15 protein-coding genes and 1 pseudogene are annotated in these 21752 nt (G+C 45.4%); 14 read left to right on the forward strand and 2 right to left on the reverse strand.

The features are described from left to right. Window positions 1-96: 96 nt before the first annotated feature. Together WJM94_RS16970 and WJM94_RS16975 are read right to left on the reverse strand one after the other, a co-directional pair. Window positions 97-3153 carry an AAA family ATPase gene (locus tag WJM94_RS16970; protein WP_444495380.1) on the reverse strand — a complete coding sequence of 1019 codons (3057 nt, stop codon included), beginning with the start codon at window positions 3151-3153 and terminating at the stop codon, window positions 97-99. Between the two features lie 9 nt (window positions 3154-3162). Next, entirely contained in the window at window positions 3163-4296 is a 1134-nt protein-coding gene (locus tag WJM94_RS16975) for an exonuclease SbcCD subunit D (protein ID WP_444495381.1), read from the reverse strand. A gap of 545 nt (window positions 4297-4841) precedes the next feature. On the opposite strand from WJM94_RS16975, the pseudogene WJM94_RS16980 reads away from it, so the two are divergent. The 14 genes and pseudogenes from WJM94_RS16980 to WJM94_RS17045 all read left to right on the forward strand — a co-directional run bounded on the left by WJM94_RS16980 (window position 4842) and on the right by WJM94_RS17045 (window position 21744). Next, window positions 4842-5761 (forward strand): annotated as a pseudogene (locus WJM94_RS16980) (IS5 family transposase). Between the two features lie 210 nt (window positions 5762-5971). After that, entirely contained in the window at window positions 5972-6292 is a 321-nt protein-coding gene (locus tag WJM94_RS16985) for an STAS domain-containing protein (protein ID WP_444495382.1), read from the forward strand. A gap of 28 nt (window positions 6293-6320) precedes the next feature. Beyond that, a complete protein-coding gene (locus WJM94_RS16990; protein WP_065299837.1) occupies window positions 6321-7151 on the forward strand; it encodes an OmpA family protein in 831 nt (276 codons plus the stop codon). After that, a complete protein-coding gene (locus WJM94_RS16995; protein ID WP_444495383.1) occupies window positions 7148-9241 on the forward strand; it encodes an SLBB domain-containing protein in 2094 nt (697 codons plus the stop codon). The genes WJM94_RS16990 and WJM94_RS16995 overlap by 4 nt, the downstream gene beginning before the upstream one ends. After that, window positions 9241-9936 (forward strand): chromosome partitioning protein ParA, encoded by a 696-nt coding sequence (locus WJM94_RS17000; RefSeq protein ID WP_444495384.1) that lies wholly within the window; start codon window positions 9241-9243, stop codon window positions 9934-9936. The genes WJM94_RS16995 and WJM94_RS17000 overlap by 1 nt, the downstream gene beginning before the upstream one ends. A gap of 8 nt (window positions 9937-9944) precedes the next feature. Continuing rightward, window positions 9945-10745 carry a phosphate/phosphite/phosphonate ABC transporter substrate-binding protein gene (locus tag WJM94_RS17005; RefSeq protein ID WP_444495385.1) on the forward strand — a complete coding sequence of 267 codons (801 nt, stop codon included), beginning with the start codon at window positions 9945-9947 and terminating at the stop codon, window positions 10743-10745. Between the two features lie 12 nt (window positions 10746-10757). Continuing rightward, a complete protein-coding gene (locus tag WJM94_RS17010) occupies window positions 10758-13070 on the forward strand; it encodes a response regulator (protein ID WP_444495386.1) in 2313 nt (770 codons plus the stop codon). A gap of 23 nt (window positions 13071-13093) precedes the next feature. Continuing rightward, the gene (locus WJM94_RS17015) at window positions 13094-14554 is read left to right on the forward strand and encodes a sigma-54-dependent transcriptional regulator (RefSeq protein WP_444495387.1); all 1461 of its coding nucleotides are present in this window, start codon (window positions 13094-13096) and stop codon (window positions 14552-14554) included. Continuing rightward, window positions 14535-15590, forward strand: coding sequence for a glycosyltransferase family 4 protein (locus WJM94_RS17020; RefSeq protein ID WP_444495388.1), 1056 nt, complete (start codon window positions 14535-14537; stop codon window positions 15588-15590). The genes WJM94_RS17015 and WJM94_RS17020 overlap by 20 nt, the downstream gene beginning before the upstream one ends. Window positions 15591-15727: 137 nt before the next feature. After that, window positions 15728-16930 (forward strand): glycosyltransferase, encoded by a 1203-nt coding sequence (locus WJM94_RS17025; RefSeq protein ID WP_444495389.1) that lies wholly within the window; start codon window positions 15728-15730, stop codon window positions 16928-16930. After that, a complete protein-coding gene (locus tag WJM94_RS17030; protein ID WP_444495390.1) occupies window positions 16927-18108 on the forward strand; it encodes a glycosyltransferase family 4 protein in 1182 nt (393 codons plus the stop codon). The genes WJM94_RS17025 and WJM94_RS17030 overlap by 4 nt, the downstream gene beginning before the upstream one ends. Before the next feature lie 25 nt (window positions 18109-18133). Further along, window positions 18134-19561, forward strand: coding sequence for a lipopolysaccharide biosynthesis protein (locus WJM94_RS17035; protein WP_444495391.1), 1428 nt, complete (start codon window positions 18134-18136; stop codon window positions 19559-19561). Then, window positions 19558-20943 carry an O-antigen ligase family protein gene (locus WJM94_RS17040; protein WP_444495392.1) on the forward strand — a complete coding sequence of 462 codons (1386 nt, stop codon included), beginning with the start codon at window positions 19558-19560 and terminating at the stop codon, window positions 20941-20943. Before WJM94_RS17035 ends, WJM94_RS17040 begins: the two co-directional genes overlap by 4 nt. Window positions 20944-21030: 87 nt before the next feature. Continuing rightward, window positions 21031-21744: an acyltransferase gene (locus tag WJM94_RS17045; protein WP_444495393.1), complete on the forward strand. Its 714-nt coding sequence runs from the start codon at window positions 21031-21033 to the stop codon at window positions 21742-21744. Window positions 21745-21752: the final 8 nt, after the last annotated feature.

Consider the following 21752-nt stretch of genomic DNA (forward strand, 5'->3'; position numbering starts at 1 on the left):
TCAAAACTGTAAAATTGAAAAACCTGGAGAGAATACGCTTTGCCGCACATGTTGGTGATTGCGACAAAGCATTCGTAGATAGGATTGGAATATTTGTTAGTCAGCGAAGGCCATTTGAGATCTCACCGAAACCGTTGAGCCAACTCGCGACGGTTCTACATCAATTCGCTGTGCCATCTGCTCCTTGAGCTCTGATACATGTGAAATAACGCCGATCATACGACCCGTTTGCTGCAAATCAACTAAGGTTTGAATCGCAAGATCCAACGACTCTGGATCTAAACTGCCGAAACCTTCATCAATGAACAACGTATCTAAGCGAATACCGCCACTGTATGACTGCACGACATCAGACAAGCCGAGTGCTAATGCCAATGCGGCCATAAATGACTCACCACCTGATAGAGTCGCAACATCCCGCGTTTTACCGGTGTAGCCATCTTCAACCACGAGATCAAGGCCACGCCCTGCAGCTCCTTTAAACCCTTCCGTTTTACGTGCAAGAATGTATCGGCCTTTACTCATCAAACTTAATCGCTGCGAAGATTGAATCAAAACATCATCCAGAAGAACACCGAGCACAAAACGATGCAGACTGATACGGCTACCTGTTTTGCCACTCGCCACGTCATAAAGCGTACCAAAGACTTTGTACTCTTCTTCTAGCTTGCTGTTCTTCTCATGTAAGCTAGCTATATCACTGCGTACCTTTTCAATACGTTCAAAAATAGAACGCACAGAATCCAGTTTGTTTCTCGCTTCAACATACAGCGCTTGTTGAGTGTTTAAGCTGGCATTAATCGCTTCAAGATCGGGGTTTTCGAGATCATTGAGTGCTTGATTTAAGTCGCTAAGCGTTTGCTCAAGTTTTATTTGAGTTTGCTTAAATTCATCGATTTCTTTCTGCCAAGCCTGCACTTCTTGATCTGTTGCTTTGCTCTGAACGTAGCTCGCTTCATCGTCAAAGCGACTTTCATTCAGCGCCTTTTGCCAATTCAATTGTGCTTCATTAAGTTTTTGATCTGATTCGGTTAACCATTGCTTGTTGGTAGCTAACTGACTTTCGATGTTCGATTTAGACAAGATTGCTTGTTGTAACTGATTTTGCGCGGTTTCCAAACTGGCATTCAAACGCTTAATCTGCTCCTTGATTTGAGTGATTTCGAGCTCAAGTACCTCTACCGAACTGTATTTCGGGTCAAGGTTTGCCAACAATTTATTTAACTGCTCTTGATTCGCCTTGATCGTCGATTCATTTGCTGCCATTTGATTCTGCAGCTCGTTGATCTTGGTTTCGCCAACGGTGCAACGTTGATTAAGCTGCTCAACATTTTGTTCCAACTTCGGAATATCAATAGCAGTCAGCCTTTGTAGCTTTTCATTAAGTGATTGAAGTTCATCTTGTATCTGAGCTACTTCAATTGTGGCATGTTCGCCAAGCTCCCTAGCAATCTCATCCACTTGCATTTGGTATTGTCGAACGACAATGTAATGCTGCTCCAACTGGTTATTGAGCTTATTGTAAGCCGCCAGAGCATCACGCTCCTGTGCGCGAGCAGCCTGTACTTGCTCTTTCGTTACCTCATCCTCGCTAAACTGCGCGAGATGAGGATGCTCGATACTGCCACAAACCGGACATGCTTCTCCTGCTTGCAGCCTTTGAGCTAAAACCGCAGCTTGCGCGTTGTGCCATTTCAGTTCTAATCGATCAGCTGCTTGTTGCGCCTGCACATACCATTGGTTCGCTTGCGCGACCTCTTGTTGTCTGCCAGCAGTTAAAGCATCATGTTTCGCCAACTCTTGCTTCAAGCCAGATAGTTTTTGCACATCTTGTAAAAGGCGTTGCTTTTGCTTGATTTCAGCATCAATACCACCGACTAAAGCCACATCTATACGAGCTTGATCCAGTGCCTTTTGTCCCTGCTGCGCTTCTAGGGCCAGCTTGTCTTTCAAAGTGATATATTGCTGTAGTTTCGCGTCAAACTGCTGCTTTTCTTGTAACCCATTGGCTATTTTTGCTTCTAAGTCCGCTTTTTCAATCAGCTTCTCTTTCATTCCTTCGAGATTAAATTGTGACTGTGTTAATTGAGGAACTTGTTCAGCATTCTGCTTAGCATTTTTCAGCTCAGTTTCTTTGCCCGTTACAACATTCGCGGCGTCAGTTAAATTCTGACTTAGCGCTGTAATCTTGTGAGTTAACTCTTGTGATTGAGTCTTGGCGTTCTGAAGTGAGACATACTGCAACTCAATTTTACTCGCGCTCTTGGCTCTATCTAGTTGCTCATGGCGCGCGTTTATCGCTTCCGTATTCTCTAAATGCAATTCTAGTGACGCTTCCGCTTGCTCCCGACGAGTAAACTCCCCAGAAAGCGCTTGAGCTTTTTGCAGTTCCGACTTAATTCTGTTGAGCGTTTCCAGAGCGGCTTGTTCACTCTTTGTCTCTGCTTTAAGCTGCTCAGAAATGACGTCTCGTTGCTGAACCAGTTCTTCTTCTGAACTCACTCCTGCGACTTGCAATGCGCCTCGAATCTGGTTATCAAACTCATTCTTTGCTTTACTGATCGCACTCGCTTTATCCTTAAGCGCGTACTCAATTTTTTTGTAGATATCTGTCTGGAATAGCTGACCGAAAATCTCTTCACGGTCTTTCGAACTCGCCAGCAATAGCTCACGAAACTTACCTTGCGGCAGCACCATTACTTGGCGAAACTGCGTTTCGGTTAAGCCAATAATGTTAGTAATCTCGGTTTTAACCTGCGTGGTTTTACTGGTAATCAGTTTCTCGCTATCGCCGAGCTCATAGAGTGATGCCATGTGCTTTCGCACCGTCATGCCGTCGCCACGTGCTTTCGGGGCTTCTTGTTCCGGAGAGCGAATAACTCGGTAAACCTTGCCATGTAATGAAAATTCCAGTGTCACCTCTGTAGGCAGATCCGACGCCGACAAATCACATCGCATCTGAGTGCCCTGACGCTCATTACCTGTGGTTTCACCATAAAGAGCGAAACAAATCGCATCTAGGATCGACGTTTTTCCCGACCCAGTTGGACCATTTATTAAAAACAGCGGGTTGCTACCAAGCTTCTCGAAATCGATGGTTTCCGTTTTTGCGAATGGACCAAAAGCTTGCATTGTGAGTTTAATAGGCTTCATCTTTGGTCCTTACTGCTGTGAAAGTTGCTTGATGATGTCGTTGACAGCTTGCTCTTGTTCTTTTGATAACTCGCTGTCCTGCGCTTCAATAAAGAAATCACGGAACATATCAATTTCGCTGCGAGCAAGTTTAGCTTGCCCCATTTCTTGTTCTACTCCGATCAGCATGCCTGGCTTCTCAAGGTGCAAAACATTTGGGTAAACCGCGCGAAGCTTTTCCATCGGGTTCAAAATGGCGTGTTTATCCATAAGACGAACAAGCAGATAATCTTCATTCTTGGGATCCGTTTTCCCTTTCTCGATGACCTGTTCTAACTCACCTTCAATAATACGCATCTCATGAGGCGCAATAAGCTCAACATGTTCAGCAGAAGCAAAGCCTTTCTCATTAATCTCCACCAGCGTGAACCCTTTCTTTTGGTTCTGTTCGCCAAAGCTGTATTTCATTAGAGAACCAGAGTAGCGAATGTACTCTTCTCCCTTTTTCTGAGGCTGATGCAAATGTCCAAGAGCAACGTAGTCGAAACCTAGGAAATGCTCATGACTGACGCGATCAGAACCACCGATAGAAAGTGGGCGCTCAGATTCAGACTCAATCGCCCCATCAACAAAACAGTGGCTAACGAGTACGTTCTTTTGCTCTGGCTGAAACTGTTCGGTAATCTTCTCAACCAAGAGTTTATGCGCTTCATCATGAGTTGATACTGGTTCTTGATAAGCAAATCTCACTTGCTCAGGATCGTTATACGGCATGCCGTAAAGTGCTACTTCACCCGCTGATTTGGTCGTAATCAACACAGGAGAAAGCATGTCATCGAAATTGCTGATGATGTGTAAGCCTGCATTCTTCATCTGTTCAGACCCAAAGCCCAAACGTTCTGCACCATCGTGATTACCAGAAATCAAAATCATCGGCGTTTTAAGCTCAGTACAAATTCGATTCACCACCCGATCCAATAATTCAATTGCGACCGTAGGCGGTACAGAGCGGTCATATACATCCCCTGCTACCACGACCGCATCGACAGGATTATCTTCGATGTATTTGATCAACTGTTCGAGAACCGCTTGTTGATCTTCTAATAATGAAACGTTGTGGAACTGTCGGCCTAGGTGCCAATCTGAGGTATGGATAAACTTCATTCGAATTCACTTTCTGCCATAACTTTCTACTGTAACTATGGGGGCTGTCTCAACCTGAGCTCAGGTTGCTTTATTATGTTGCTAGGATATCGTGACTTTGTAAGCTTTTCATTTAGTTTGTGCTATTTAAGCGACAACTGGCTATTCAGCACTCCAGCCAAATAAGACTCCTGCCACATTCCCGTTAGGTTCGATATCAAGTTGTAACGCTTGAAAAGCAGAGTTGGGGCATTGTTTTTGTTGATGATAAAGGCTTAGGGTTTTGAGGAGAGCGTCGTCGCTCTATCAAGGAGCTGATGAAAGCCTTTTGCCCCTTTCTGCATTAGCGTGATTACCTAGAGGCAGACCGTACCGCTGGAATCGCATTACTTCTTCTCATGGTAAGCAAAAGAGAATCTGTGATAGAAAGCTTCATAATCATGGGTTCGCTGACATCTCGAACTTATCCCATAACTTGCGGTAGAAGGCTTTGTTGCGGAAATCGAATGAACTAAATCAGAATCTTACGATCAGATCAGGGACATTCGTTCACTGACTTTGATTACATGCCGAAGCCTCGCTGCAAAAGCACTAACTGGTGCAAGTACAATAACGCCTTGATCAACAGAGGTTCACTCACGTTTTGGATTGACGAAGAGGCCATATCTGAATGGAAACAATCTAAACAGGATAAACGTGATAGACCAAGATTGTTTAGTGATCTCGCTATCACGTCTGCTCTCATGGTAAAGGGTATTTTTTCCTTACCTTTAAGGGCGCTACAAGGCTTTATCGACTCTGTTTTTAGATTGGCGAACGTCCCATTGGTTTGTCCCCACTATACTTGCATCAGTCGCCGAGCTAAGGATGTAGAGGTTAATTTCAAAGCCTCATCACGAGGGGCTATCCAACACCTGGCTATTGATGCAACTGGGCTCAAAGTATACGGTGAGGGCGAATGGAAAGTGAAAAAGCACGGAACCGATGGTAAGCGTCGAGTCTGGCGTAAACTCCATCTTGCTGTTGATACTGACACTCATGAAATTATTGCAGCTGAACTGACACTTTCAGGCGTGACAGATGCGGAAGTACTCCCAAATTTACTCAAACAAACACGCCGATCCATCAAAGAAATTTCGGGAGATGGCGCATACGATACAAGGGAGTGCCACAGGGCGATTAGGGTTAAGAAAGCGATACCTCTAATCCCTCCACGTGAAGGAGCCGCCTTCTGGGAAAAAGGTCATCCACGTAATCTGGCGGTTGGTTGCCAATAGCTCTATGGTTCGAACAAAAAGTGGAAACGAAATATGGTTACCACAGGCGTTCATTGTCGGTGACCGCTATATATAGCGTAAAACAACTACTAGGCGCTTCACTCACGCTTCGAAATTACAATGCACAAGTTGGGGAGACATACGCAATGATCAAAGCACTCAACAAGCTAACAGGGATAGATATGCCCGAAACTCAGTATGTCGTTTGAAATGTAAACGATTTTGCTAGTATTCGCTCTCAAATTGAATTCCGCAACAAAGCCATAAATAAGCGTCGTTTTCTGATTGTCATTTTGAAACTTCCATTTTCTCATTTTGAGAACCCCTCCAAGAAACAATCTAACTAATTGATATTTAGATATATAAACTTTGGCACACTACCTGCAATCCTGCTGTAAACACTAGCAGGAGATACGATTATGGAACTTCGTAAAATTGAAACAAACGACACTATCATGACATGGGTAATCAACGGGAACCTTGACGCAGACGGTAGCCGCCAGGCGCAGCCACACATTGATGAAATTTTGGCTGAGCCCTCATCTCGAGAAATAGAAGTTGACTTCAGCAGGGTCCAGTTTCTTGATTCATCAGGCGTAGGTGCGATCGTGTACCTATATAAACGGCTTGTCGAGAATCAGAGAAGCATGCGTATTGAAAACGCTTCAGGCCAACCTCTCGAAATAATGAATCTATTGCGCATTAACCAAGCGATACCGGTTAACTCTCGAACTTACTAAATAACGATCACTGACAAAGGACGTTGGCATGAACTTTTCTTTCAAACACATAGCCCTAGCTGTATCTATGACTGCCGTGGTTGGATGCAGTAGTTACCCAGAGGAAGGCCGTGGTGGTCTTGGGGAAAACTACATCCAATCAAATTTTACACCCGTAATGCCAGATGAGCCCCTCGGTCCTGAGCACGGACTTCGGTTTGACTGGCAACTGACCAAGCTGCAATTAGACTCTTTGATCAGCGAAGGCGCGCGTTGGTGTTTCCCGGCTGCGGTTGTACAAGCGTTGGAGAAACAAAACCGAATCGCTAGAGAGCTTGAAGGTGGTTTACTGCTTGATGCTGCCAACGACATTGTTATTCAGCGCAAGCGTCTTAATGAACTGGAACTTCAACTGGACTATGCGACCTCACAGACCAAGTGTGTACCTCCTATGGATGAAAATGCATTTCAGAAGCGCTTAGCTATGATTGATCAACTTTATAGCTTGCTTAACGTCGATAATCAGTTTGCATTTAATTCCACAGAAGTAAATCCAAAGTATATGGGCCACCTAGCCCAATCCGCGAACATCTTAAACGAGCACCAAAGCTTAAACCTCAAAGTTACTGGTCACGCTGATTCTGTAGGTGATGGTCAGTACAACCAGGAACTTGCCATGGGACGTGCGAATCAAGTCAAGCGCTACCTAACCATTTTTGGTCTCAATCCGAAACGTATAGAAACACAATCGGTCGGCGACACGCTTCCTCTCTATGAGGGTGAATCGGAAGGTGTCCGTCTTACCAACCGCCGCGTAAGCATCGAAGTGGTGGATACTCAAGAACAAACCAAGCAGCGTTTGCAGGGAGGCTTACAATGAAATGGATTAACCTAATTGCCCTACTTCTTCTTACTTCAGTTTTCTCTGTGGCGCACGCGAATGAAGAACGAGTACAAATTGGCGATCTCATTCAGGTCAACTTACCCGGTGAGTCATCGTTAAATAAAGGCTTTCAAGTCGACAAGCGTGGCCGCATCACTCTGCCTGAAGTTGGCGCGCTATACGTCGCGGGTTACAGTGAAGCTCAGCTTGAACAAGCCGTTAAAGAATCTCTGGAGAAAGTGTATCGAGACCTATCCTCTGCATCTGTCTATATCGCTGAGCAACAAATTTTAGTCTCGGTACAAGGGTATGTGACCTCTCCGGGCGAATACACTTTATCTAAGTCTTCTGATGTCCAAATGGCCATTCACGCAGCGAGCGGATTACGCTCCGGCGCGCAGCTCAACAGTCTGTTTATCAAACGTGGCAAAGATAAGATCACCTTTAACTACAAAACGTTTCTCGATACAGGTGATGAATCACTGCTACCTGAGCTGATCTCACTTGATACGATATTTGTTCCTGCGTCTCCACTGGTCGGTAATATCGAGCAAGAGTTCGATGCGAACAAACTCGCTAACGCTGGTGACAGCGCCGACGGCCGAACAGCAATTAAAGTGTTTGGTGAAGTAAACGCGCCGGGTTCATTCAGCTTTAAAGCCAATAGCGATCTGGTTGACATTATAATGCGAGCTGGCGGCGTTACTCGCTATGCCTCTGTCGAACAAATACGTGTCATTTCAGACAATACCCCTAAGCTGTTTAACCTTAAAACCTATCTCGATAGCGGTGATATCTCATTGCTGCCGCCACTAACACCGGGAACCACCATCTTCGTTCCTAAACAAGAAGAAGAGATCAAAGCAGGCGCGAACGTGGTTTACATTATGGGTGAAGTGGCGAGCCCAGGTGCCTATGAAGGTAAGAAGAACGCGTCGTTTATGGATATTCTGGCTAATGCAGGCGGTCCTACTCGTTACGCAGAATCACGCCAGATTCGGGTCATTAAGTCCAACGGTCAGGTGATCAAATTTGATTTAACCGCGTTCACTGAAGGTCTGACTCGTAAAAGCCCGCCTAAAATTGGCCCGGGAGATGCGATCTTCGTTCCTGAGAAAACAGACATGAACGAAAAGTCTTGGCTGAAAATTGCGCCCAATCGCGCCGTCAGTGTGATTGGAGAAGTGGTTCGCCCCGGACGTGTTGAGTGGTCAGATGAAATGGATCTTATGGACTTGCTATCTCATGTTGGCGGCCCAACCCTTCGCGCGGACACCTCGAAAATTGAAGTAGTCGCCGCTGATAATCAGCTACACATATTCGATCTCGATGATTTCATTCTAAAAGGCGCGCCGAACAGCGAATTACCTAACATCAGTGCTGGTGCGATTGTACGTGTACACGATCTACCGCAAGATCCTTCCGACAACAAATCGCAATGGGTTCGCCAAAGCTCAGATGCATCCATTTATGTATTTGGACAAGTCAATGCCCCTGGCCGCTACCGCTTCACTAAGGATATGCATTTCCTCGATATTTTGTCTGCGGCAGATGGCCCAACAAAAGACGCGGATATCCACAACATTCGTATCACACATCGCGACAAAAGCTATTCCAAAGTAAGCAAGCTTAACCTATCGTTATACTTTGAGACTGGGGATGAAAGCTTACTTCCAAATGTCACCATGGGCGACACCATTTACATCCCTGAAAAAGATAAGATTTGGTTGGATCGTTCTAAGGAGTCAACGGTACGCGTACTAGGAGCAGTCAATAATCCAGGTCGATATGTATTTGACGACAACATGACCTTGCTGGACTTACTTGCCGAAGCGGGCGGCCCGTCTGATCGAGCCTACTTAGAGAAGATCTCGATCGTCAATATGTCTTGTTGCCAAGGACAAGCAAGAACCTTTGACCTGGTAGACTTTAGTAAAACTGCCAACATTTACAAACTTCCGGTACTGCGAGCTGGCGATACCATCTATGTGCCCGATCGAAACGAAAGTATCATCGAAAAAGCACGCGTGGGTCTTGAAGACATTCTGCGCCTAACGACAACCATCGTGTTAATAGGAGCTCTATAATGATTATTCCTGCAACTCATACAGAAATAGAGCAAATCTATCTTGCAGCAGAAATGCGTGACAGTCGCTCATTATGCATTACCGCATGTCAATCTGGCGATGGCGTGACTTCCGTCGTCGCTGCACTGGCGGAGCGTTATCTGCTCGCGGGTCACCGAACCTTGGTGGTGGATCTTAATACCTTCCACCCAGCTTTCGAATGCATTGATATCACACCAGACATCGACAATCAGATTGGTTCTTTGGTCGCGCACGCTTCAACGCGACAAATGTTTACCGGGTTAATCGTGCCGAACAACCAATCAGCAGTTCTGGCTTACAAAGATCCCACACATCTGAGAGCCGCGGTCAAACAATGGCTTTGCCAATACGACCGAGTTATATGCGACACGTCACCGCTGCTGCAAGTCAATAGAGGAAATATTCCTGCACAAGTCGTTGCGAGCGCTTGTGACCAGACAGCACTCGTGGTGATGGGTGGAAAAACGTCTTCCAGTCAACTTGAAAAAGCCATGCAATTGATTGATTCGCCTTCAATCACCTTGTTAGGCTCGATATTGAATTTAAAAGACCAGGCATCACTGGCTCAGGAGATGGTGCGCGAGCTGAATCGGCTCCGCTTTATCCCCAAAAGTTGGCGAGAAAAGTGGTCGCAGAATATTCTTACCAACGAGTTCCTTGCTCAGTCTGCTTAGGAGTTGCCATGAGAAAAACCTTTATCGCCCTTTCGACTCTGTTACTTTCGGCAGTAACCGTTGCTGAAACTCTTACATTTGGCGTTGTCCCTCAGCAATCTGCCAGTCGACTTGCCGAGCAGTGGGAGCCTCTCGTTGCTGAAATAAGCAGAGAAACCGGTTACGACATTGCCTTTAGCACGGCTCCTAACATTACGGAGTTTGAAAAGCGTTTGTCGGCGGGCGAATACGATATCGCTTACATGAACCCATATCATTACACCGTCTACAGCAAACAGCCGGGCTATCGGGCCTTCGCCAAAGCCAAGGATAAAAAAATAAGCGGAATTCTGGTAGCAAGGAAAGCCAACAATATTGAGTCTTTACAAGCGCTACAAGGACAAAGGCTCGCCTTCCCTTCTCCTGCAGCCTTTGCTGCAACGGTATTAACGCAAAGTGACTTGAGAGAGGCTAACGTCGAGTTTGAGTCTGACTACGTAACATCACATGACTCGGTGTATTTGTCTGTGGCGAGAGGTTTTTACTCAGCAGGAGGTGGTGTGATGAGAACCTTTAACTCATTACCTGACGAGGTTAAATCTCAGCTAGAACCGATTTGGACAACAAAACCGTACACACCACATGCCATAGCCCATCACCCGAGAATGACTCACGAACAAGTCAAATCGATCCAACAAGCGCTCAAGTCTATAGATCAAACGCTCGAAGGGAGAACGTCCCTAAAGTTATTAAATATCAACGGATTTGAATCAGCTATCGACACCGATTGGGACGATGTGAGAGCACTCAATATCAAAGTACTGGACTAACCGGAGGCTTTAATGACGTTGCGTTCTAAAACAATTCTTGGCATAGCTCTCATCGAAATTACGGCACTCATCATTCTCGTGGCTAATGCGATGACTTTTCTCTCAGATTCCAACGAGAAGCAGTTACTCCAAAGAGCTCATTCAAGTGCGGTTATGTTTACTCATGCTGCGAAAGACGCACTACTTTCTACTGATTTAGCGACGTTGGACGACTTAGCTCAAGAGTTCATCAAGTTAGAAGATGTCGCTTACGTTCGTGTGTTACGCGGTGGCAACCAAATGGCCACTGCAGGAGACCCAGCGCTACTCGCTCGCTCAATGGTCAGTGACGAAACTTTAAAAGACGTTAATGACGGTATCTTCGATTTGCACACCCCAATTGCAAGTAACGGTAATATATATGGGTATGTGGATATGGGGTTCGAGACACATTCTATCAGCAATATGCTCATTAACGCGCAGCAAGCAATCATCAGTATTGCAACCATCGAAGTTATATTGGTGGCGTTTTTCTCCTTTATCCTTGGAACCTATCTGACTAAAAATCTCACCCGCTTGACCTCTGCAGCCCAAACACTTCGGGAAAAAGGCCCAGGGTTTCAACTTAAACACTATTCCAAAGATGAGCTTGGTGAAGTAACCAAAGCATTCGATGAGATGTCGGCTAAGTTAGAACAAGACTACCAAAACCTCACTGCGGCACGGGAAGGTGCCGAACTGGCAAGCGACTCTAAAAGCCGCTTTCTCGCCTCCATGTCTCATGAGATACGTACTCCGATGAATGGCGTATTGGGCATATTAAATATTCTTGAAGAAACCAAACTCACTAACGAGCAAAGAAAGCTGGTCGCAACCGCTACTGAATCGGGCAACTTCCTCCTTTCCGTCATTAATGACATTCTTGATTTCACTCGTATGGAGTCCAATACACTCATTCTGGAAGATAAACCTTTCGATTTCAGACAGTGTGTCGAAAGCGTGGTGAATTCATTTTTGCCCGCAGCCAAGAGTCAAAACCTTATTTTACATTGCTACATTGAGGGAACTGTTCCAAGCAAAGTCAGCGGAGACAAAAACCGCGTCAAACAGATACTGCTCAACCTGATAGGCAATGCCATCAAGTTTACTCATGAAGGCAGCGTCACGGTTAAAGTTGGGTCGGAGGCGTTGGAACAAGGGCGAGTGAAAATCACCTGCCAAATCCAAGATACAGGAATTGGCATCAAAAATAGCTCGATTGATTACTTGTTTGATGAGTTTACGATGGCGGACCAAACCTATTCACGCAGCAAAGAAGGTTCGGGGCTTGGCCTCGCTATCTGTTGCCGACTCTGTACCCTTATGGATGGTGACGTCACGGTCGAGAGCACACCCGGCGTAGGCAGTACATTCACATTTGACATCACGCTCTCCGTAGCCGATGAGTTGCTGACCTCTCCAAATATTGATTCACTCCGCCAGGAGTTAATTCGTTCGAACGCTCGTATTCTGGTCGCAGAAGATAACAAAGCAAATCAGCTCGTCATTCGAGAAATGTTCAAACGGGTTGGTCTATCTATCGATATTGCCGAAAATGGCAAACAAGCGGTTTCCATGGTCCAGGAATATCAATATGACCTGATTTTTATGGATATCTCCATGCCTGAAATGGATGGCATGCAAGCCTGCAAAGCGATTCGGAGCCTTGATGACAGTAAGGCGTGTGATATCCCAATTATCGCCCTAACTGCACACTCACTGGCTGGAGATAAAGAAAAGTTTCTTGCATCGGGCATGAACGACTACTTGTCAAAACCCCTAAGGCTGTCACAACTAATTGAAAAAATTAACCTATTCTTAAATGATGACCAAGAGGAAAACCAAGATCTAAAATCAGGCCCCTGTCATTTGATTAAGCATCAAAATTCATATACAAATACCAACGTAGGTCAATCGAACCAACGTGAGGAAGCAGTAAATTTGGATTTAGTAGACGAACAGATTTTGCAGCAAATGATCGCAGACACCAGTGCCGATGTCATTCCATTGCTCATAGAGCATTATCTTGAAGAATCTCAGCAGCGTTTAGCAAAAATATATCTGGCTATGGAGTCTCAAGACAAAGAAACATTAGAGTTTGAAGCGCATACCCTAGGTAGTTCAGCTCTGGCACTCGGCAATAGATCTTTGTCCAATTTCGCACGAAAAATCGAGCATCTTTGCTTAGACGGCCAACAAGAGCAGGCTTTCAGCTACAAACAAAAACTTGAAGTTGTTGCCACAGAGTCACTAAAAGCATTAGAGGAAAGGAAACAGCAAGGGTTTATTGAACCAACACAACTATAAAGGCTTAAGAGAGGACAGCTCCAATGAAACCAAAAGTACTACTAATCGAAGACTCAACTTCTCTTGCTATCTTGTACAAACAGTATGTACAGCACGAGCCCTATGACCTGTTTCATGTAGAAACAGGTAAAGAAGCCATCGCCTTTATTGAAAGAAATGTTCCCCAATTAGTTATTCTGGACTTTAGACTGCCCGACATGGATGGCGAGCAAATTCTGGATTGGATTAACGAGAACCAAGTCCCGACATCTGTCGTCATTGCCACGGCGCATGGCTCAGTAGATCTGGCGGTTAGCCTTGTGCAAAAAGGAGCGAAAGACTTTCTCGAAAAACCAATTAATGCTGATCGCCTAAAAACCTCCATCGCTCTGCACTTGCAACAAGTTAAACTGGAGAACCTTGTCGAAGACATAGAAAACAAATTCGATCGAAACCGATTCCACGGTTTCATCGGGTCTAGCCTTCCAATGCAAGGTGTGTACAAGATCATCGATTCAGTGGCACCAACGACAGCAAGTGTTTTTATTGTCGGTGAAAGTGGTACGGGTAAGGAAGTGTGCGCCGAAGCCATCCACCGCGAGAGTAAGCGTAAAGATAAACCGTTTATCGCTATTAACTGTGGTGCGATTCCAAAAGATCTCATGGAGAGTGAAATCTTTGGTCACGTCAGGGGCGCATTTACAGGCGCGACAGCCGATCGCAAAGGTGCGGCCTCAATGGCCAACGGTGGTACGCTTTTTCTTGATGAGCTGTGTGAGATGGAACTTGAGATGCAAAAGAAATTACTCAGATTTTTGCAGACAGGTACCTTTACCCCACTAGGCGCAAATAAAGAAATGAAAGTCGATATTCGTATCATCTGCGCGACGAACCGAGATCCTCTTGTTGAAGTAGAAGAAGGCCGTTTCAGAGAAGACCTCTACTACCGCGTGCATGTAGTGCCTATTGATATGCCACCATTACGCGAGCGCGGCAATGATATTACGACGTTAGCGACTCACTTTCTTAAGCTGTACGCTAAAGAAGATGGCAAAAAGTTTAACGCAATCCACCGAGATGCAGAGCCAACGCTAAAACGCTACGCGTGGCCGGGTAACGTCCGTCAGCTTCAAAACATTATTCGCAATATTGTGGTCCTTAATGACGATAACCATTTGCGCCTTGAGCATTTGCCATCTCAGGTCACATCAAGCCGTGTGCCAAAGCAAAACACCATAGCTAAACCTGAGCCAGTCATCACTCCGCAACCCGTCGTTATCAATGAGGCTCCTGAAAATAGTCACGACGCGGTTACTGAGCCGCAAATTGAAAGACCTGTAGCAATAAGGCCAATGTGGCAAATTGAACGTGAGGCAATACAGCAAGCCATTGATTACTGTGACGGAAACGTGCTGAACGCGGCGGTACTTTTAGAGCTTAGCCCTTCTACGGTATACCGTAAGAAGCAAGCCTGGGAAGCTGAAGATGAGCAACAACTCGTGTAACGAAGTCTGGCTAGTCATCGACAGCCTGACTTTCGGTGGCATTGAAACACATGTGCTTGAGCTCGCAAATGGGCTCAAGCATTTTGAAATTCCTGTCAAAGTCATGTTTCTGAGCACTTATTCCAAACCCCAATTGCTCAAAGACAAGCTGGAATCAAGCGGCATTGCTGTCCAGTTTTTGGGCTCTGCAGGCACGAATTACTTTAGCGACTTAATTAGCCAAGTACGAAAGCAAAAACCCGCTCTTCTCCACGCTCATGGCTATAAAGCAAGCTTGGTCTGCAAGCTAGCAAGGATAATGACCGGAGTTCGCCAAATATCTACGTATCACGCAGGAGAAACTCCAACGGGTAAGGTGTGGTTATATGACTGTGTCGACCGGTTCACCACGTTTGTGTCAAATCACTCAATCGCCGTGAGTGAAAGAATCACCCAAAAGCTGATAACCAAATCAGAAAGTTTCAATAATTTTATTGATACCAAGACGCTGTCTACCTCAACAGGAAACCAAATCGCGTTTGTTGGCAGGCTAAGCCATGAGAAAGGCCCCGATCGATTTATTGACTTGGCGCGCCTAAATCAGACACAACGGTTTGATCTTTATGGCTCGGGGGCCATGCAATCGGAGCTAACACAAGGCGCTCCGGCGAACGTCAGGTTTCATGGTCACCAAAACAACATGGACGCCATTTGGCAACATATTGGCATTTTAATCATTTGCTCTCGTTATGAAGGCTTACCCATGACAGCGCTCGAAGCGATGGCGAGAGGTATCCCTGTTGTCTCACTTAATGTTGGCAATATGTCGAAGCTTATTAAACACGAAACCAACGGGTACTTAGTCGACAACGTCAATCAATTGAATGAGGCTTTAAACACCTATCTGTCCCTCGCCCCCCACCAGCAATTAGAGATAAAAAAACAGGCGATTGATAGCGTTGAACAGCACTATTCTCAATCTGCCGTCATCCCAAAAATAATAAAACTCTACTTCCCCAATAGCTCTCAATCTGATTGTCAAATTGAGAAACAATAACGCCCCACCTCAAGTCTCTTATAAATCATATTAAAAACAATCACATAGAACCACTACCTTCTTGGCATCACATTTGCGTTAGTCCTATCAAAAAGTGCAATTAACGATTTTATCCAAAGACAATGTGAGGGGTTGGCATGAAGAGAAAGATTCTATTTGTACATTATGGCGATGACTGGATCCGAGGTAGCGAGAAATGTTTGCTCGATCTCATTAAGTACATGGAACACCATCACTACGCTTGTTACGTTTGGACCAATAGTTGTGTACTCTCAAAACAGTTAGAACTGATGAATGTTCCAACTCAGCTTAATCATTTTCCACTGCTGCTTGGCTGGAAACCACCTAAATACAACGTATCAGATTGGCTTGGTCTGATTAAGTATGGTTGCGAGATCATCGAACGCGAAAAAATAGACCTTGTACATATTAATAGTGGTGCCCCCTGCCAATGGATGTTGGCCGCTGCACGAATGAAGAAAGTACCCGTCGTTACCCAGCTCCACTGCCCTTACCCAGCAAGCGACCGCCTCACGCTTGGCCTGCACCTTTCTCCTCACATTATTTCAGTCAGTCAGTACGTCGCTGAATTCATGACTAAAGATGGTTACCCTAACGAAAAAATATCGGTTATTCACAATGGTATTGATACCGTATCCCTCTCCGCGCAGCAAAAAGTCGATGTTAGGCAAGCGTTATCTATTCCGGAGCAGGATTTTGTTTTTGCGACGGTCGGCTCTCTGATTCACCGTAAAGGTGTAGACCGGATAATAACCGCAATGCGTCACGTGACTTTTGAGTATCCTAACGTCAGTCTCGTTGTCATTGGCGATGGCGATTTAATGGACAAGCTTGTTCAGCAAGCCAGTCGCCTGCACCTAAGCAATCGTATTCACTTTGTTGGCGAACAATCCAATGTCGTTGGATGGCTCAAGGGGTGTGATGCCTTTATCAGTGGTGCTCGCAGTGAAGCCTTTGGGCTGGCTGTAGCAGAAGCTGCCCTTGCTAAAATCCCGGTTATCGCGCCGCTTGAAGGTGGAATTCCTGAATTCATTACCCATGGTGAAACTGGAGTTCTGTATCCGAATCAGGGCATTGGCCCAATAGCAAAAGCGATGCGCGTACTCATCAATAATCCTGAACTATGTGAACAGTATGGAATGAGCGGTTTTGTTCACATTACCCAAAATCATGATCTATCTGTCAGTTGCCGAAAAATAGAACTTCTTTATAGAGACTTATTGGAACAGCCATTTGTAGCCAATCGGTCTCTAATAAGCACTTTATCCCCCCTCAAAACCTATGTGGTAAACCGTTTGTCGTTTGGAGGCCAGGCATGACTAGTCAAAGCAAGAAAACGCTTATTTTTGACCCTATCGCATTTAAAGGCGGCTCTAAGATTGCCACCAGTGATGCGCTCAATGTATGCCGTGTTGAGTCCAATGATTTCATTGTCGCAACAGTAGACACGGCATTCTGGAAGCAAACAGAGTTCTACGCCAAACACAATGTTACTTTGATTTCCATTTCCCCAGTTCCTTGGTTAATGAGTCAGCACAATGGGATTCTCTACTGGCTAAACCAACTGTATCTTCTATTGGTATTGCTAAAGACATTGATTGGGCATCGCGGCATTACTACGTTCATCGGCGCTTCAGGGCCAGGTATGGATATGCCAGTCTATTTGTTACAGATGGTTCTTAATATTGAAGTCGTTCAGTTTATCCACGGCAACGTCGGGCTGTCACGCTCTATTGGCTTCTGTCTTACCAGAGCGAACGCCGTGTTTTACTTACCCTCTACCCGTTGTAGCCTCAAAGCGGCACTAGAAACTTACCTTAAAGCCGCGACCAAAATAAAAGACGCCTCGACAATGGCTGAAAGTTACTTAAACTCATCGCAATATCAGTCATTTGTGAATGGCATTCCGGCATCTCGTTGGCCACAGGAATGTCAAAAAAACACGCCAGTTTACTTTTGGGCTGCATCGCTGCTGAAATGGAAAGGTCTGGAAACGTTAATAAAAGCATCCAAACGTGCCGCTATTCGTCAGTCTGTCGTACTCAATGTTTGCTACATTCGCCCCGTCGATACGTGTTTACCAATCTCCAACGCTCCGGTTTTACTCTCCCACACCATATGGTATGAAGACCCTGAAAACTTGGATGATATCCGGAGTCAATCCAACATCTTTGTTTCAACCAGCTGTAATGAGCCATTCGGTTTATCAATTCTAGAGGCTCTGGCTGCGGGTATGTGCGTTGTCATTCCTCGAGATGGCGCATATTGGGACAAGACACTGACCCACAATGAAAACTGTATTAAGTATCAGCCGGGAAACCCTGATTCTTTGTGTGATGCTCTGCTCTACGCTAGTAACGACCAACAAGCATTTCATCGTTGCAGCCAGCGTGCGTTAGAAATAGCTGTCCGCTATAAAGCTGAATATTGCTACCAAAAGTTTGCACAACACATTAATGGTGACGTGGTTACATCCACCCTTCACGCATGCAACTAATTCAGTTTGAATAGGAAATTTTGCAATGAATGTTAGCCATCTGAAAAACATCAGTTTATATGCAGTCAGCCTGTTCCTCATTAAAGGTGTGTCGCTATTTACTTTGCCTCTTATGGCCCAATACTTGTCACCGCAAGAAATCGGCCATCTCGAGTTGCTCGGTATCACAACGGTATTCTTTAGTCTGATTGTGGGCATTGCAATGCATGAAAATCTCTATCGATTTATAGGCACAATCAGTCGCTTCACGGTGCGAAAAAGAAAAGCTTCTCAACTGTACAGTGCATCGCTCGTTGCTTCTTTCAGTCTGAGTTTGTTTATCTTGTTCATTTATTACCTGGTCCCTTTTAAGCTTTCGACGTTCACCAGTGAGCAAATCCTATTTATGGCTTTGGTTTTGTGTTACGAAGCGCCCCTTGCTATCAGCCTTGCCTGGTTAAGATTGCATAATCAAGCAAGCTTGTTCTTTAAGATATGTGTCGTGACCGTATTAGCTCAGGTTTCTTTACTTGTTGTCGTCCTGACATACAAACCGGACGTGACACTCGTTTTTACCCTCAATATCGTGTGTACCTTCATACAGTTTTTGTTTTTGCACGTTTTCATCAACTTTCCATTTTCCCTACCTAACAAACAACGCTTTATTCGTTATATCCGCTACTCTGCGCCGCTTATGCTATCCGGTGTTGTGGCTTTTGGTTTAAGTGGTGCAGAAAGGTGGCTGATCGCTGGAGCAACCGATTTAGAAACCTTAGGCATGTATGCGATTGCGGCTAAATTCGCGCTTGGCGTCGGTATTCTTATCCAACCTTTTCATATGTGGTGGATGCCAAAACGTTTCGAAACCATGGACAAAAATGGAGGAGAACATGTCGCTAGCGTGACGACTCAAGGGATACTGCTGTTGTGCGTTATTTCTGTCGCTGTGGCATGGCTTAGTCAACTTTTTATTTCGTTCTCTTTACCGGACTCTTACCAGCCTGCTATCGCTTTGGTTGGAATGACCATAACAATGATGCTATTCAAAGAGCTGGTCGAGTTGACTAACTTTGGCATTCTCTACCAAAAGCACACCTCTCAGCTTTTGTACATTAACCTCGCCTCCACCGCATTGGCGATAGTGATTTGTATCCTTTCTGCTGACCTCGGCATTGAAGCAATGCTTTACGGGTTGATCGCGGGGCAATTAAGCCGATTCATATTCACAATCTGGTTTAGCCAACGTGCGTATTATCTGGATTATCAAACCGGTCCTATTTGTGCGCTGATAGCGTTAACGGTGCTGTTTCTATTAACCAGTCGGTATCATCAAAGTATCGAGGTATCCGCGTTAATGCTGCTGCTTCAGCCGTTAGGCGTTATCGCTTTTGCGATTCGGTTCCAGTTGATTTCAGGTGCTTCACTCAAACGTCTTTCAAACACGTTAACTCATTACGTGGGTCGCTCACTATGAATAGTGTCAAACACGCCAGGCCAATAATGATCATGACGCTGGTTACGTTTATGCTAGCCATGGTTTGGTATGTTATACCTCATCCAGCCATTGTCGTTGTGCTCTGCTTTTTACCGCTTGCGGCATTGTTTGTGCTCAATCAGACATTCTGGTTGGTGAGTCTATTTGTACTATTTTCCTTCTTTCGAATTCACGAAGCCTTACCCGCGCTTTATTCATTAAAAATCCCTTTACTCCTCTCTTTAGGAGCGCTTGGCGCTTTGATTTGGCACACCTTGATCAGTCGCCAGCTACAAACTTTCTGGCACCCGAGTATGACGTGGCTCGTCCTATTTTGGGGGCTTGTTGTCATAGGCATTGTCTTGTCCTCTAACCCGGGTGTTGCCATAACCTATTTTAAAAATATCTATTGGAAAATCATCATCATGACTCTAGCCATCGCTTGGTTGGTGAATACGGAAGATGCAGTGCGAAAAATCGCAACCTTGATTATCTTAGCGGGTGGATTAATTGCCGTAGTTGCTTTGTATAACTCGGCTTCTGGGATTGGTTTAGTTGAAGGCACGAGAGTCACCATCGGTCGTCAGTTGGGCTCTGTGCTTGGTGATCCGAATGATTTGTCGCTGGTATTAATGTTCCCTCTGGCGTTTGCGATCAGCTTTGCCACCACAAAAGGCATAGGCTTCTCACGTATTCTTGGTATTACCGGGCTAGTACTGGCAATGGCCGCCGTTATCGCGACACAAAGCCGTGGTGGGCTTTTGGGATCAGTTGCTGTATTTGGTATTTTCGGTCTGCGCCTGATTCGCTCAAAATCACTATTGATCTTCATCGCTGTAATTGGGTTGCTGGGACTGTTTGCCGTAGCCGGAATTTCCGACCGTCAGTCGGGCGGCGCCGCAGAAGACGGCATCGACGCATCAGCCATGGGACGCTTATATGCATGGGAAGCCGCGTTTAAGATGGCGGTGGCGAACCCGTTTAGTGGCGTGGGTTTAAATAATTTCTATTCGAATTACTACTATTACAGCCCACATTGGGACGGGCTCAACCACGCGGTTCACAGCACTTGGTTCGGCGTGCTGGCTGAGACCGGATTTCTTGGCCTGGCTGTGTTTATTGGTATGATCATTTCGCTTATTAAAACAAGCCGACAAACGCTTTCTATCTTCAATCAGCGGCAAGGCTTGGTGTCCCCTTATCTCACAGCAACAGCACTTGCGGTGTATGCGGGTGTAATTGGCACTGTGGTTTCCGGTACTTTCCTAACCCAAGGCTTCACGTGGCCGATTTATATCCTCGCAGCGCTTTGTATCGCTATCTCCCGAATTACTCAAATCCGTTCTCAAATTGAGAATACCAAAGAAACACTCAACAAATGATTTTTATATTACTGTTTTTAAACAATTAATTTTTTGGCACGCAACGTGAAATAGTCTCTTTATCACCTCAATATAAGGGACAGTATCATGTTGGCTCAGCAGTTAAATAACTTGAAAGTGTGGTTACAACACCACGAAAGCCCTTCATATCGCAAATTGTTTCTCATTTTGAAATCGATTCGTGCATGTGATCTTCCTACACCGATGTGGATGAACAAGACGGTTCGCACCGTTTATTCAGCGAGTACCTCCATTTGGAGCAACTTGGTTCGGGTATTTATCCAAACCCCCGCCTTTAAAGGTCGACTTTCTCAATATGGTCGAGGGCTTTATCTCTTTGGTGGTGTGCCTTTTGTTTCGGGACCACTTTCCATCACTCTTGGAGACGATTGCCGCATCTCTGGTCAAACAACGTTTAGCGCCAGACCCCAATCCAGTGATCCAAAACTGATTGTTGGCAGTAACGTCGATATCGGTTGGCAGAGTACTTTTGCGATTGGGAGACGAATTGAAATTGGTGACAATGTTCGAATTGCCGGTCGCGCCTTTCTGTTTGGGTATTCTGGTCACTCACTTGACGCAGATTTAAGAGCGAAAGGCTTTGGCGATCTCGATTGCGATGTTGGAGATATCGTACTTGCAAAGGACGTATGGCTAGGAACAAATGTCACGGTTTGCCCCAATGTCACGATTGGCGAAGGGACCATCGTGGGGGCTGGTAGTGTGGTCACTAAAGACCTGCCTGCTTTTGTTGTTGCTGCTGGTAATCCTGCCAGAGTGATACGTTCACTTAATCACTAAGGAGTTCA

This window comes from Vibrio sp. YIC-376 (assembly GCF_052353105.1).
GTDB lineage: Bacteria > Pseudomonadota > Gammaproteobacteria > Enterobacterales > Vibrionaceae > Vibrio.

Bases quoted from the DNA above. Each gene is read 5' to 3' on its own strand.
- WJM94_RS16970 (WP_444495380.1), bottom strand. From the start codon at position 3,153: ATGAAGCCTATTAAACTCACAATGCAAGCTTTTGGTCCATTCGCAAAA.
- WJM94_RS16975 (WP_444495381.1), bottom strand. From the start codon at position 4,296: ATGAAGTTTATCCATACCTCAGATTGGCACCTAGGCCGACAGTTCCAC.
- WJM94_RS16985 (WP_444495382.1), top strand. From the start codon at position 5,972: ATGGAACTTCGTAAAATTGAAACAAACGACACTATCATGACATGGGTA.
- WJM94_RS16990 (WP_065299837.1), top strand. From the start codon at position 6,321: ATGAACTTTTCTTTCAAACACATAGCCCTAGCTGTATCTATGACTGCC.
- WJM94_RS16995 (WP_444495383.1), top strand. From the start codon at position 7,148: ATGAAATGGATTAACCTAATTGCCCTACTTCTTCTTACTTCAGTTTTC.
- WJM94_RS17000 (WP_444495384.1), top strand. From the start codon at position 9,241: ATGATTATTCCTGCAACTCATACAGAAATAGAGCAAATCTATCTTGCA.
- WJM94_RS17005 (WP_444495385.1), top strand. From the start codon at position 9,945: ATGAGAAAAACCTTTATCGCCCTTTCGACTCTGTTACTTTCGGCAGTA.
- WJM94_RS17010 (WP_444495386.1), top strand. From the start codon at position 10,758: ATGACGTTGCGTTCTAAAACAATTCTTGGCATAGCTCTCATCGAAATT.
- WJM94_RS17015 (WP_444495387.1), top strand. From the start codon at position 13,094: ATGAAACCAAAAGTACTACTAATCGAAGACTCAACTTCTCTTGCTATC.
- WJM94_RS17020 (WP_444495388.1), top strand. From the start codon at position 14,535: ATGAGCAACAACTCGTGTAACGAAGTCTGGCTAGTCATCGACAGCCTG.
- WJM94_RS17025 (WP_444495389.1), top strand. From the start codon at position 15,728: ATGAAGAGAAAGATTCTATTTGTACATTATGGCGATGACTGGATCCGA.
- WJM94_RS17030 (WP_444495390.1), top strand. From the start codon at position 16,927: ATGACTAGTCAAAGCAAGAAAACGCTTATTTTTGACCCTATCGCATTT.
- WJM94_RS17035 (WP_444495391.1), top strand. From the start codon at position 18,134: ATGAATGTTAGCCATCTGAAAAACATCAGTTTATATGCAGTCAGCCTG.
- WJM94_RS17040 (WP_444495392.1), top strand. From the start codon at position 19,558: ATGAATAGTGTCAAACACGCCAGGCCAATAATGATCATGACGCTGGTT.
- WJM94_RS17045 (WP_444495393.1), top strand. From the start codon at position 21,031: ATGTTGGCTCAGCAGTTAAATAACTTGAAAGTGTGGTTACAACACCAC.